Source organism: Citrobacter sp. Cpo012 (assembly GCF_030333015.1).
Lineage (GTDB): Bacteria > Pseudomonadota > Gammaproteobacteria > Enterobacterales > Enterobacteriaceae > Citrobacter > Citrobacter portucalensis.
The window spans coordinates 1,641-14,546 of the sequence record NZ_JAOWGR010000040.1 but is presented as its reverse complement, the minus strand read 5'-3'; the positions used below and the strand labels follow the sequence as shown (position 1 = coordinate 14,546).

General features: G+C 52.8%; 15 protein-coding genes. 7 read left to right on the top strand and 8 right to left on the bottom strand.

What is annotated here, in order from left to right; all coding sequences use genetic code 11:
* Positions 1 to 42: 42 nt before the first annotated feature.
* The 3 genes from ldcC (at position 43) to tilS (ending at position 3,994) form a co-directional block, all read left to right on the top strand.
* Complete coding sequence (ldcC, locus tag OGX90_RS14630; protein WP_048236098.1) at positions 43 to 2,181, top strand: lysine decarboxylase LdcC; 2,139 nt, start codon at positions 43 to 45, stop codon at positions 2,179 to 2,181.
* A 66-nt stretch (positions 2,182 to 2,247) separates the two neighbouring features.
* Positions 2,248 to 2,637 (top strand): VOC family protein, encoded by a 390-nt coding sequence (locus OGX90_RS14625; RefSeq protein WP_008786273.1) that lies wholly within the window; start codon positions 2,248 to 2,250, stop codon positions 2,635 to 2,637.
* Positions 2,638 to 2,698: 61 nt separating this feature from the next.
* Positions 2,699 to 3,994, top strand: coding sequence for a tRNA lysidine(34) synthetase TilS (gene tilS, locus OGX90_RS14620; RefSeq protein ID WP_286624147.1), 1,296 nt, complete (start codon positions 2,699 to 2,701; stop codon positions 3,992 to 3,994).
* Between the two features lie 42 nt (positions 3,995 to 4,036).
* Here tilS and rof read toward each other — a convergent pair whose 3' ends face one another.
* Together rof and OGX90_RS14610 are read right to left on the bottom strand one after the other, a co-directional pair.
* A complete protein-coding gene (gene rof / locus OGX90_RS14615) occupies positions 4,037 to 4,297 on the bottom strand; it encodes a Rho-binding antiterminator (RefSeq protein WP_003018503.1) in 261 nt (86 codons plus the stop codon).
* Positions 4,284 to 4,484 (bottom strand): YaeP family protein, encoded by a 201-nt coding sequence (locus OGX90_RS14610; RefSeq protein WP_003018499.1) that lies wholly within the window; start codon positions 4,482 to 4,484, stop codon positions 4,284 to 4,286. Before OGX90_RS14610 ends, rof begins: the two co-directional genes overlap by 14 nt.
* A gap of 188 nt (positions 4,485 to 4,672) precedes the next feature.
* Between OGX90_RS14610 and OGX90_RS14605 the strand changes: the two genes are divergently transcribed.
* Genes OGX90_RS14605 through nlpE form a run of 3 tightly spaced genes read left to right on the top strand, consistent with a single transcriptional unit; the run spans position 4,673 to position 6,366 of the window.
* A complete protein-coding gene (locus tag OGX90_RS14605; protein WP_003018497.1) occupies positions 4,673 to 5,218 on the top strand; it encodes a YaeQ family protein in 546 nt (181 codons plus the stop codon).
* The gene (gene arfB / locus OGX90_RS14600; protein WP_032942412.1) at positions 5,215 to 5,637 is read left to right on the top strand and encodes an alternative ribosome rescue aminoacyl-tRNA hydrolase ArfB; all 423 of its coding nucleotides are present in this window, start codon (positions 5,215 to 5,217) and stop codon (positions 5,635 to 5,637) included. Before OGX90_RS14605 ends, arfB begins: the two co-directional genes overlap by 4 nt.
* A gap of 30 nt (positions 5,638 to 5,667) precedes the next feature.
* Positions 5,668 to 6,366, top strand: a complete 699-nt coding sequence (nlpE, locus tag OGX90_RS14595; RefSeq protein ID WP_286624289.1) for an envelope stress response activation lipoprotein NlpE — start codon at positions 5,668 to 5,670, stop codon at positions 6,364 to 6,366.
* A 44-nt stretch (positions 6,367 to 6,410) separates the two neighbouring features.
* On the opposite strand, the gene proS is transcribed toward nlpE, so the two are convergent.
* The 6 genes from proS to metN all read right to left on the bottom strand — a co-directional run bounded on the left by proS (position 6,411) and on the right by metN (position 12,005).
* The gene (gene proS / locus OGX90_RS14590) at positions 6,411 to 8,129 is read right to left on the bottom strand and encodes a proline--tRNA ligase (RefSeq protein WP_286624145.1); all 1,719 of its coding nucleotides are present in this window, start codon (positions 8,127 to 8,129) and stop codon (positions 6,411 to 6,413) included.
* A 113-nt stretch (positions 8,130 to 8,242) separates the two neighbouring features.
* Entirely contained in the window at positions 8,243 to 8,950 is a 708-nt protein-coding gene (gene tsaA / locus OGX90_RS14585; protein ID WP_003829147.1) for a tRNA (N6-threonylcarbamoyladenosine(37)-N6)-methyltransferase TrmO, read from the bottom strand.
* Positions 8,947 to 9,351 carry an envelope stress sensor lipoprotein RcsF gene (gene rcsF, locus OGX90_RS14580; protein WP_003018477.1) on the bottom strand — a complete coding sequence of 135 codons (405 nt, stop codon included), beginning with the start codon at positions 9,349 to 9,351 and terminating at the stop codon, positions 8,947 to 8,949. Before rcsF ends, tsaA begins: the two co-directional genes overlap by 4 nt.
* A gap of 116 nt (positions 9,352 to 9,467) precedes the next feature.
* Positions 9,468 to 10,283 (bottom strand): methionine ABC transporter substrate-binding lipoprotein MetQ, encoded by an 816-nt coding sequence (gene metQ / locus OGX90_RS14575; RefSeq protein ID WP_003829145.1) that lies wholly within the window; start codon positions 10,281 to 10,283, stop codon positions 9,468 to 9,470.
* Between the two features lie 44 nt (positions 10,284 to 10,327).
* The gene (locus tag OGX90_RS14570; protein WP_003018471.1) at positions 10,328 to 10,981 is read right to left on the bottom strand and encodes a methionine ABC transporter permease MetI; all 654 of its coding nucleotides are present in this window, start codon (positions 10,979 to 10,981) and stop codon (positions 10,328 to 10,330) included.
* Entirely contained in the window at positions 10,974 to 12,005 is a 1,032-nt protein-coding gene (metN, locus tag OGX90_RS14565) for a methionine ABC transporter ATP-binding protein MetN (RefSeq protein ID WP_048227055.1), read from the bottom strand. Before metN ends, OGX90_RS14570 begins: the two co-directional genes overlap by 8 nt.
* A 189-nt stretch (positions 12,006 to 12,194) precedes the next feature.
* Here metN and gmhB point away from each other — a divergent pair, with 189 nt between their 5' ends.
* Positions 12,195 to 12,761 carry a D-glycero-beta-D-manno-heptose 1,7-bisphosphate 7-phosphatase gene (gmhB, locus tag OGX90_RS14560; RefSeq protein WP_008786280.1) on the top strand — a complete coding sequence of 189 codons (567 nt, stop codon included), beginning with the start codon at positions 12,195 to 12,197 and terminating at the stop codon, positions 12,759 to 12,761.
* The last annotated feature ends 145 nt before the right edge of the window (positions 12,762 to 12,906 follow it).

Sequence of the window (12,906 nt, the reverse complement as noted above, 5' to 3'; positions counted from 1 at the left end):
TGGCCAGGCTATGATTAACTAAGGTTTTTCCAGGAGGAACGCATGAATATCATTGCCATCATGGGACCGCATGGCGTCTTTTATAAAGATGAGCCCATCAAGGAACTTGAACGTGCGCTGCAACAGCAGGGATTTCAGATTATCTGGCCGCAGAATAGCGTTGACCTGCTGAAGTTTATCGAACACAACCCGCGAATTTGCGGCGTCATTTTTGACTGGGATGAATATAGCCTGGAGCTGTGCAGTGACATCAACCAGCTCAACGAGTATCTCCCGCTCTACGCCTTTATTAATACCCATTCGACGATGGATGTCAGTGCGCACGACCTGCGCATGGCGCTGTGGTTTTTTGAGTATGCGCTGGGTCAGTCTGAAGACATTGCCACCCGCATTCGCCAGTACACCAGCGAATACCTCGATAACATCACGCCTCCGTTCACCAAGGCGCTGTTTACCTATGTGAAGGAAGGAAAGTATACCTTCTGTACGCCCGGGCACATGGCGGGTACGGCGTACCAGAAAAGCCCGGTCGGCTGCCTGTTCTATGATTTCTTTGGCGGCAATACGCTGAAAGCCGACGTGTCCATTTCCGTAACCGAACTGGGTTCATTGCTTGATCATACCGGACCACACCTCGAAGCGGAGGAGTATATCGCTCGCACCTTTGGTGCTGAGCAGAGCTATATGGTGACCAACGGCACCTCGACGTCGAACAAAATTGTCGGTATGTATGCTGCGCCTGCAGGCAGTACGCTACTGATTGACCGCAACTGCCATAAGTCGCTGGCGCATTTGCTGATGATGAGCGATGTGGTGCCAATCTGGCTGAAGCCTACGCGTAACGCGTTGGGGATCCTCGGCGGTATACCCCGTCGGGAATTTACCCGTGCAAGTATTGAACGCAAGGTAGAAGAGACGACTCAGGCGCAATGGCCGGTACACGCGGTGATCACCAACTCCACCTATGACGGGCTGCTTTATAACACCAACTGGATCAAGCAAACCCTGGATGTGTCCTCCATCCATTTTGATTCAGCCTGGGTGCCGTATACCCATTTTCATCCGATCTATCAGGGGAAAAGCGGGATGAGCGGCGAACGGGTACCGGGAAAGGTGATATTTGAAACCCAGTCCACCCACAAGATGCTGGCGGCGTTGTCACAGGCTTCGCTGATCCACATTAAGGGTGACTATGATGAAGACACGTTCAACGAAGCCTTTATGATGCACACCTCCACGTCTCCGAGCTATCCGATTGTGGCGTCGATAGAAACGGCGGCGGCAATGCTGCGTGGCAATTCCGGCAAGCGGTTAATCAATCGTTCGGTGGAACGGGCGTTGCATTTCCGTAAAGAAGTGCAGCGTCTGCGCGAAGAGTCGGATGGCTGGTTCTTTGATATCTGGCAGCCGGAAAAGGTCGATGAAGCAGAATGTTGGCCGGTAGCGCCAGGTGAAGACTGGCACGGATTTGTTGATGCTGATGCCGACCACATGTTCCTCGACCCGGTGAAGGTCACGATTCTGACGCCGGGAATGGATGAACAGGGAAATATGAGCGAAGAGGGGATCCCCGCGGCGCTGGTGGCGAAATTCCTTGATGAACGCGGCGTCGTCGTCGAAAAAACGGGACCGTATAACCTGTTATTCCTGTTCAGTATTGGCATTGATAAAACCCGGGCGATGGGGCTACTACGTGGTCTGACGGAATTTAAGCGCTCGTACGATCTGAATTTACGCGTGAAAAATATGCTGCCGGATCTGTATGCTGAAGATCCCGATTTCTATCGCAATATGCGTATTCAGGATCTGGCACAGGGGATCCATAAGCTGATCCGCCAGCACGATCTCTCCGGACTGATGCTGCGGGCATTTGATACTTTGCCGGAAATGAAAATGACACCGCATCAGGCCTGGCAGCGGCAGATCAAAGGTGAGGTGGAAACCGTGGCGCTTGATCAACTGGTAGGACGCGTGTCCGCCAATATGATCCTGCCTTATCCTCCAGGCGTGCCGCTCTTGATGCCCGGGGAAATGATCACAGCCAAAAGCCGGGCTGTCCTCGATTTTCTTCTGATGCTGTGTTCAGTGGGGCAGCGCTACCCGGGATTTGAAACCGATATCCATGGCGCTAAACTGGGCGAGGATGGTGTGTATCGCGTGAGAGTCTTAAAAATGGCATAACGACTTGCCTGACCCTAAGACGTACGAGTAACGTGCTGACAGAAAAATGAAAGAGGCGATGACGCTATGCTGGGATTAAAACAGGTTCACCATATTGCCATTATTGCGACGGACTACGCGGCAAGTAAGGCATTTTACTGCGATGTGCTTGGCTTTACACTGATGAGCGAAGCCTATCGGGAAGAGAGAGATTCGTGGAAAGGCGATCTGGCATTGAACGGCCAGTATGTGATTGAGCTTTTTTCTTTCCCGTTTCCACCTTGCCGTCCGAGCCGACCGGAAGCCTGCGGTTTGCGTCATCTGGCGTTCAGCGTGGAGGATGTGGAAAAGTCGATCGCGCATCTGGAAGCACACCACGTGAAGTGTGAATCCATACGTATCGATCCATTTACCGGTAAACGCTTTACGTTTTTCAACGATCCGGACGGATTGCCCCTCGAACTGTACGAGATGTAAGGCTTGTCATTGTGGCGTTAGCCCGGTAACGTGCCGGGCAATGCCATTGTAAGTAACCATCATGACGACACTCACGCTGAACACTTCACTGCTGAATTCTCAATCGATTTTGGTCGCCTTTAGCGGCGGGCTGGACTCAACCGTACTCCTGCATCAGCTGGTGCAGTGGCGAGCGCAGCATCCTGAGGTCGCTTTACGCGCAATCCATATTCATCATGGATTAAGCCCACATGCAGACAGTTGGGTGCAGCACTGTAAGTCAGTATGTATGCAGTGGCAGGTGCCGCTGGTGGTTGAGCGGGTACACCTTGAGGATGATGGTCTGGGCATCGAAGCTCAGGCACGACGCGCGCGCTATCAGGCATTTGCGCAGACCTTACTACCGGGCGAGGTGCTAATGACTGCCCAGCATCTCGATGACCAGTGTGAAACCTTTTTGCTAGCGCTTAAGCGCGGCAGCGGCCCTGCCGGACTTTCCGCCATGGGCGAAAACTCACCGTTCGCCGGAACCCAGCTGATTCGACCGCTGCTGGCGCAAACGCGAGAGGCGCTTGAAGCATGGGCGCGGCAGCATGAATTATGCTGGATTGAAGATGAAAGCAATCAGGATGATACCTACGATCGCAATTTCCTCAGATTGCGCGTTACCCCATTGCTGCAACAGCGCTGGCCGCACTTCGCGCAAGCCGTAGCCCGCAGCGCCGCGCTGTGTGCTGAGCAGGAGAGTTTACTGGATGAACTGCTGGCCAGCGATTTAGCCGATTGCATCACAGCCCACGGCACACTGCTACTGGTACCGTTAATGATGATGAGCGACGTGCGTCGTGCCGCGCTGCTTCGTCGCTGGCTGGCGGGGTTAAATGCGCCGATGCCTTCTCGTGATGGACTGGAACGTATCTGGCAGGAAGTGGCGCTGGCGCGGGAAGATGCCTCACCCTGTTTTCGCCTCGGGGAGTACGAGGTCCGCCGTTATCAGTCACAGCTGTGGTGGGTGAAGTCAGTCGATGGGCAAAGCGAAACCGTTATCCCATGGCTAGAGTGGAAAACACCGTTGGCGCTGCTTGCTGGATTGGGTTCGGTTCAGTTAATCTCTGCGGGTGAATTGCGCATGCCGCAAGCGGATGAAGCTGTCAGCATTCGTTTCAAAGCACCAGGGTTATTGCATATTGTCGGGCGTAACGGTGGACGGAAATTAAAGAAAATCTGGCAGGAGCAGGGGATCCCGCCCTGGCGACGAGATACCACACCGCTGCTGTTTTACGGCGAAACGTTGATTGCGGCTGCGGGTGTTTTCGTGACGCGTGAGGGAGCGGCGGAAGATGAAGAAGGCGTGAGTCTGGTTTGGCGTGGAAAGTAGGCCGGATAAGGTGCTTTGCACCGTCATCCGGCACCAAAATAATCAGGATTCGCTGACCACCACGGTACCGATCTGCGGGTGGCTGAAGCTGGCAATTTTGTCGAGGCGAAGCTCCCGGGTTTCACCTGCGACATCTGCGACCAGATACTCCACGTTTTTGCGTGAAACCAGGTCGTTCGCTTTCGCCTGCAAAACTTCGCCATCTTTTAACGCCAGCGTCAGTAACAAATGGTGCTGGCAGGCGAGTTCAAGATTGTCGTAATCATCGCAATTGATGGGTTGATACGTTTCATTCATTGACATAATCGCTCACCAGTAAGTTCGCGGCAGCATAGGCCGCTTTTTCCCTGACCGACTCTGGAAGGGCGCTGTCTGCCGCCACTTCATTAAGCACCTTCAATACGCAACCCAGCGCATCCGGGATATACCCTAAGTCTCCGCTGGCGATTTCCGCGTACCGCTTGCGTATTAACTCACAATATTTTTCCACATGCCCTCCTGTCAGCACTCTGACTTAACCGTGGATGCAAGTCTAAGCCTACGAAGATAAACTCTGTTTAGCAAGGTGACTATACCATACTCATTCAAGCAATATCAGCGCCTTGATAGATGAGCAGTTAGCAGCCTTTTGCCGCAGTTTTCGCTACAATGTGCGCCTGATTCGAAAGGAGTTCTCCCATGGCGCTTAAAGCGACAATTTATAAAGCCGTCGTCAACGTAGCGGATCTTGACCGCAACCAGTTTCTTGACGCGGCCTTGACGCTGGCGCGTCACCCCTCTGAAACCCAGGAGCGCATGATGCTGCGCCTGCTGGCCTGGATTAAATATGCCGATGAACGGCTGCAGTTCACGCGTGGCCTGAGCGCGGAAGACGAGCCTGAAGCATGGCTGCGTAACGACCATCTGGGCATCGATCTTTGGATTGAGCTGGGTCTGCCGGATGAGCGCCGTATCAAGAAAGCCTGTACCCAGTCTGGTGAGGTTGCTCTGTTTGCCTACAACAGTCGTGCGGCTCAGATCTGGTGGCAGCAAAACCAGAACAAATGTGCGCAGTTTAAAAATCTCACCGTGTGGTATCTGGATGATGAACAGCTGGCGCAACTGAGTGATTTTGCTGGTCGTACAATGGCGCTGCAGGCGACTATTCAGGACGGCGCTATTTGGCTGTCCGACTCTCAGAACAATCTGGAAATTCATCTGACCGCGTGGCAGCCGCGTTCATGATTGTTCTCTCCCGAAACGTCTCTATCCCTGATAATGAGCTGGAAATCACGGCGATTCGGGCACAAGGCGCGGGTGGTCAGCACGTTAACAAGACCTCGACGGCTATCCATTTGCGCTTTGACATTCGGGCCTCGAGCCTGCCAGAGTATTACAAGGAACGCCTGCTGGCCGCCAGCCATCATCTGATTAGCGGCGATGGCATTATTATCATTAAGGCGCAGGAATACCGTAGCCAGGAGCTCAATCGGGAAGCGGCAATCTCCCGACTGGTGGCGGTGATAAAAGAATTAACCGCGGTGCAAAAAAGCCGACAGGCAACTCGCCCTACGCGCGCCTCGAAAGAGCGCAGGTTGTCATCGAAGGCGCAAAAATCCACAGTGAAAGCACTGCGTGGGAGAGTTCGTCGAACGCAAGACTGACGAGCGGGAATAAAAATTAATAAGGAATTGATAGTGAAAACAGCAATATTGTCCGTGGTCGCTGCATGCACGCTTTTTTCCTTGATCGGCTGTAATAACCGTACTGAAGTTGAAGTACTACAGCCGACGCGGGCGGCAGAATTAAAAGCGATGCAGCAAAGCTGGCGTGGCATCTTACCTTGCGCGGACTGCGAAGGGATTGAAACCTCTCTGTTTCTGGAAAAAGACGGCACATGGGTGATGAACGAACGCTATCAGGGCGTGCGGGATGAACCGTCTTCGTTTGCCTCTTATGGCACATGGGCGCGTACAGCCGACAAACTGGTGCTGACCGACAGTAAAGGTGAAAAATCGTACTACCGGGCTAAAGGCGAGGCGCTGGAAATGCTCGATCGTGAAGGTAACCCGATTGAGTCACAGTTTAACTACACGCTCCAGCCGGTTTCCGCCAGCTTACCGGTGACGCCAATGCCGATGCGAGGCATGTATTTCTATATGGCTGACGCGGCAATCTTTACCGACTGCGCAACGGGTAAACGGATGCCGGTGGCGAATAACGCTCAGCTTGAACGCGACTATTTAGCCGCTCGTGCGGAAAACGGGCAGTCCGTACTGCTGACGCTTGAGGCGCATTTCACGCTGGAGTCAAACCCGGATACGGGTGAGAAAGTGAAAACGTTGATGGCGGATAAAGACGCGAAATTTATCCCTGGTAAAGCGTGTAATTAATCGATAGAAAAAAGGCCCTGATAATCAGGGCCTTTTTGTTGGTATTAGCCTTTAATGGCTTTGACCAGGAAGTCGACGATGTCGCCGGTTTTAATCAGCTCTTTCTCGCCGTTACGACGGTATTTGTATTCGATATCGTTGTTGTCGAGGTTACGGTCGCCCAGCACGATGGTGTGTGGGATACCGATCAGTTCCATATCGGCAAACATCACGCCCGGACGCTCTTTACGATCGTCCATCAGCACTTCGATACCCTGCGCGCGCAGCTCAGCGTACAGCTTTTCAGCCAACTCCTGCACACGGTAGGATTTGTGCATGTTCATCGGCAGAATGGCGACCTGGAACGGGGCAATGGCATCTGGCCATACGATGCCACGATCGTCAAAGTTCTGTTCAATAGCAGCAGCGACTACGCGAGTGACCCCGATACCGTAGCAGCCCATAGTCAGCGTCTGGTTACGGCCATCTTCGCCCTGAACGGCGGCTTTCATCGCTTCAGAGTACTTGGTACCCAACTGGAAGATGTGGCCGACTTCGATACCGCGTTTGATCATCAGCGTACCTTTGCCGTCCGGGCTAGGGTCGCCGGCGACTACGTTACGGATGTCAGCAACTTCCGGGGTGGCCACGTCGCGATCCCAGTTGATACCGAAATAGTGTTTACCGTCGATGTTGGCACCGGCAGCGAAATCGCTCATTACTGCAACGGTACGGTCGATAACCACCGGAATTGGCATATTCACCGGACCGAGCGAGCCAGGACCTGCTTTTACCAGCGCACGAATTTCTTCTTCGGTGGCAAAGGTCAGCGGGCTGGCAACCTGCGGCAGTTTTTCCGCTTTGACTTCGTTCAGCTCGTGATCGCCACGAACCAGCAGGGCGACCAGCGGGTAGCTGCTGCCTTCAACCGCTTTCACCAGCAGGGTTTTCACGGTTTTTTCGATAGGCAGGTTGAACTGCTCAACCAGTTCGGCGATGGTTTTAGCGTTCGGCGTATCAACCAGCGTCATTTCCTGGGTTGCTGCTGCGCGCGGCTCTTTCGGCGCAACGGCTTCGGCAAATTCGATGTTCGCCGCATAGTCAGAGGAGTCGGAGAAGATCACATCGTCTTCGCCGCTCTGCGCCAGCACCTGGAATTCGTGAGAGGCGCTGCCGCCGATAGAACCGGTATCCGCTTGTACTGCACGGAAATCCAGCCCCATACGGCTGAAGATTTTGCTATACGCAGCGTACATCGCGTCGTAGGTTTCCTGCAGGGATTCCTGAGAGGTGTGGAAAGAGTATGCATCTTTCATCAGGAATTCGCGGGAGCGCATCACGCCGAAGCGTGGACGGACTTCGTCACGGAATTTGGTCTGAATCTGATAGAAGTTCAGCGGCAGCTGTTTGTAAGAGCTCAGCTCGTTACGGATCAGGTCGGTGATCACTTCTTCATGCGTTGGGCCGAGGACGAACGAACGATCGCCACGGTCAGCAATTCGCAGCAGTTCCGGGCCGTATTGTTCCCAACGGCCGCTCTCTTCCCACAGTTCAGAAGGCTGAACGACCGGCATCAACACCTCGATCGCACCGGCGTTGTTCATCTCTTCACGCACGATGTTTTCGACTTTTTTCAGGACGCGCACGCCGGTCGGCAGCCAGGTATATAACCCGGAGGCCAGCTTGCGGATCATCCCGGCGCGCAGCATCAGCTGGTGGCTGATGACTTCGGCGTCGGCAGGTGTCTCCTTCAGAGTGGAGAGCAGATATTGGCTAGTACGCATGTTGTTACGGTTCCAGTTGAACGATCGAACAGGCTCAAAACGAGCCTGGCACAAAACAAAAGTGGTTTAGTTTACCAGCGAGAAAGGGATGTCAAAAGAGTACGCGACGCAAATTAGCGGGCTTCCAGAGCAAAGACCTCAAATCCTGACGGCGTGACGCGCCAGCGGACGTTAAAGTCCAGCAGCCAGACGGCGTAGGTTTTGCCTTCTTCCTCGTTTTTACGGTAGGCAGGACGCGGATCCTGCGCCAGCACTTCGGCAATAAACTGACGAAGATGTGGGTAACGTTGTTCGAGCTTCGGTAGCTGCTCCGCGAGATCTTCACTGAACGTCACGTCTACGCTGGCCTGGGGGGCATCCTGAGCATAGCTGGCGCGAGCATCGGGTAACGATTCGGCAAACGGCAGATACGGTTTTATATCTACGACTGGCGTGCCATCAACAAGATCCAGCCCACCGAGTTCGAGGATCACGTGCTCTTTATGGCAGCGGATGCCCCGTAGCTCAACCAACGACATGCCAACAGGGTTAGGACGAAACGTTGAACGCGTGGCAAAGACACCCATTCTGGCGTTGCCGCCAAGGCGGGGAGGGCGCACGGTCGGACGCCATCCACCTTCCATTGTCTGGTGAAAAACAAAAATCACCCACAAATGACTGAAGGCTTCCAGGCCGCGAACGGCATCGGCCTGGTTATAAGGTGCGAGCAAATGCAGTTCACCGCTGGCGCTTTTCACCAGACCTGGCTGGCGTGGAACGGCGAACTTTTCTTTATAAGGTGAGCGGATAACGCCTATTTGCTCGAACTGAAAATGGCTCATTTCGCCGAAATGTTCAGTGCAGAACCGATGCAAACTGCCTGACGATAGCAACCCGGCGTTCCGCTGGTCACTTCGCAACTGTGCAGCAATACCGCATTAGCTTTCATTTTTGATGCGTTAATCTGCATGCGTTTGCGTGCGGTTGGAATGCTCGGAGGGGAATCCTGGTTTGAAGCCTGGCAGGATTCACCGCTAACTTCGCCAAGATCGCGGAACGGTTTGCCTACTAAATCTTCAGCGTTAGTAATGATTCTTACCGGCGTAGCGCGCGGTGCTTTCGGTTTTTCCGGCTCCGCTTTCGGCGGGGTTGCGGTGCTTTGAACGGGTTCAACAGGGGATCTGCTTAACATAGAACAGCCGCTCAGCAAGAGTGCTACTAAACAGATCGGTAAAGCACGCATAATATTTCCTCAATGAATGATCTAAACGTCAGATATTGAATCAGGTGCTTGCATAAATGACAAGACGGGCAAGCGCCCGTCCTGATGATATTACAGATTCTGTAAACAGCCTAAAATTACCAGCCCTTAACAGCACCGCCGTTGAAGACTTTGTTTGCTGCTTCGTACACTTCGTCAGACTGGTATGCTTCAACGAATTTCTTCACGTTCTCAGCATCTTTATTGTCTTCACGAGTTACAATCAGGTTTACGTACGGGGAATCTTTATCTTCAACAAAGATACCGTCTTTTGCCGGAGTCAGGCCGATCTGGCTGGCGTAGGTGGTGTTGATGACCGCCAGTGCGATTTGTGCATCGTCCAGGGAACGCGGCAGCTGCGGTGCTTCCAGTTCAACCAGCTTCAGGTTTTTCGGGTTTTCAATCACGTCCAGCGCGGTTGGCAGCAGGCCAACACCGTCTTTCAGTTTGATTAAGCCCACTTTTTGCAGCAGCAGCAAGGAACGGCCAAGGTTAGTCGGGTCGTTTGGAATCGCGACCTGGGAACCGTCCTGCAGCTCATCCAGTGATTTGATTTTTTTGGAGTAGCCCGCAATCGGGTAAACAAAAGTATTGCCTACAGCAACCAGCTTGTAACCACGATCTTTGATCTGCTGGTCCAGGTATGGTTTGTGCTGGAAGGCGTTAGCATCGATATCGCCTTTGCTCAGCGCTTCGTTAGGCAGAACGTAATCGTTAAACGTGACCAGCTCAACGTCCAGACCGTATTTTTCTTTTGCCACTTTCTGCGCGACTTCTGCAACCTGCTGCTCTGCGCCAACAATAACGCCCACTTTGATGTGATTAGGATCTTTTTCATCCTGACCGCAACCCACAAGTGCCAGAGAACCGATCAGGGCTCCAACTGCCGCAAAGGTTTTGAATTTGAACGCCATGCTTATTTCCTTTTCTTAATGAGTTTTTAGTGTTGTGTGCAACGTTATTTGTGCGTGACAGCCCGGACGATGCGATCGCCGGATAACTGAATTAAATAAACCAGAACGACGAGCAATACCAGTACTGTATTCATTACGGTAGCGTTGTAACCAATATAGCCGTACTGATAGCCAATCTGTCCAAGACCACCGGCACCGACGGCACCGCCCATCGCGGAGTAACCAACCAGCGTGATAAGGGTGATGGTGGCCGCATTGACCAGTCCTGGCAGCGCTTCTGGCAGTAATACCTTACGTACAATTTGCAGCGGCGTGGCGCCCATCGCACGAGAGGCTTCTATCAGCCCGGTCGGGATTTCGAGCAGCGCGTTTTCCACCATACGGGCGATAAACGGCGCGGCACCGACGGTCAGCGGAACGATAGCTGCCTGCAGTCCGATAGAGGTGCCTACGATCATGCGGGTGAACGGAATCATCCACACCAGTAAGATGATGAACGGGATGGAACGGAAAATGTTCACCAGCGCAGAGAGCGTACGGTAAAGCTTCGCGTTCTCAATAATTTGCCCCGGACGCGTTACGTACAGCAACACGCCGACCGGCAGACCAATCACAAAGCCAAAAAAACCGGACACAAAGGTCATTGCCAGCGTTTCCCATACGCCGCGAACCAGCAGCCACATCATCGGCTCAGACATAACCCAGTACCTCTACTTTTACATGGTGTTCCTGCAACCAGCTAATGGCTGCTTGTGTATCTTCCTGTGTGCCGTGCATTTCAGTCAGCATGATGCCGAACTTCACGCCGCCGGCGTAATCCATCTGCGCGCTAATAATGTTGTTATTCACATTAAAGCGACGGGCCGTCTCAGAAAGTAGCGGTGCATCGACCGAATGGCCGGTGAATTCCATACGCAGCATCGGCACGCTGTCGGCTTCCGGCTCTGCTTTTAAACGTTCCAGATAATCTTCCGGAATATCCAGGTGCAGCGTGGACTGGATAAATTTCTGTGCCAGCGGCGTTTTCGGATGTGAGAACACTTCACTAACGGTGTCTTGCTCAATCAGTTCACCATTGCTGATGACCGCCACGCAGTCACAAATACGTTTTACAACGTCCATTTCGTGGGTAATCAGCAGAATGGTGAGTCCCAGACGACGATTAATATCTTTCAATAATTCCAGAATCGAGCGGGTCGTTGCCGGATCGAGTGCGCTGGTGGCTTCATCACACAGCAACACTTTGGGATTACTTGCCAGCGCACGGGCGATCGCCACACGCTGTTTTTGTCCACCGGAAAGGTTGGCCGGGTAGCTATCGTGCTTGTCGCCAAGACCAACCAACTCCAACAGCTCTGTTACGCGGCGTTTGATCTCTTCTTTTGGCGTGTTATCCAGTTCCAGCGGTAGTGCGACGTTACCGAACACCGTACGGGAAGAGAGCAGGTTAAAGTGCTGAAAAATCATGCCGATTTGACGGCGAGCTTTAGTCAACTCCGACTCAGAAAGCGTGGTCAGCTCCTGACCGCCAACCTGAACGCTGCCTTCGGTAGGGCGTTCGAGTAGGTTAACGCAGCGGATGAGCGTACTTTTACCGGCGCCGGAGGCGCCAATAACGCCATAAATCTGCCCGGCAGGAACATGCAGGCTGACATTATTTAGCGCCTGAATGGTGCGAGTCCCCTGCTGGAACACTTTGGTGATATTCGAAAGTTTAATCATTGGTTATTTATTATCGTAATTAAGTTAGCCGTGGCATTTTCGTCTGTCAGGTACGGTCGAAGCCGTCAACAAGATGGATGTTAAGGCATCCAGACGTCTAAATCAATCGGGCTTTGCACGATGAGCACTTTCTTGCCCGCTGAAACATGCGATACTAGAGTCACATGCCTTATTCAGGAGCTATAAAAGGTGGCAAAGTCTGTACCCGCAATTTTTCTCGACCGTGACGGTACCATTAATGTGGACCACGGTTATGTACATGAGATCGACGAGTTTGAGTTTATCGACGGCGTTATTGATGCCATGCGTGAACTTAAAAAGATGGGTTACGCGCTTATTATCGTGACGAACCAGTCTGGTATCGCGCGTGGTAAATTTACTGAGGCGCAGTTTGAAACGTTGACCGAATGGATGGACTGGTCGCTGGCCGATCGCGACGTTGAGCTGGATGGTATCTACTACTGCCCGCATCACCCGCAGGGTACTGTAGAAGAGTATCGTCAGGTCTGCGACTGCCGTAAACCGCATCCTGGCATGTTTATCTCCGCCAGAGACTTCTTGCACATCGATATGGCCGCTTCTTATATGGTTGGCGACAAAATTGAAGATATGCAGGCGGCGACAGCTGCGAATGTTGGCACGAAGGTATTGGTGCGCACAGGCAAACCCGTCACGCCGGAAGCAGAAAATGCGGCAGATTTGGTCATAAATAGTCTGGCAGACCTGCCAATGGCGATCAAAAAGCAGCAAAAGTAAGCGTTGTGGATAAAAGGTGAGCGGTTGAAACAAAAATGCATTTTTCCGCTTGTCTTCCTGAGTCGACTCCCTATAATGCGCCTCCATCGACACGGCGGATGTGAATCACTTCACACAAACAGCCGGTTCGGTTGAAGAGAAAAAC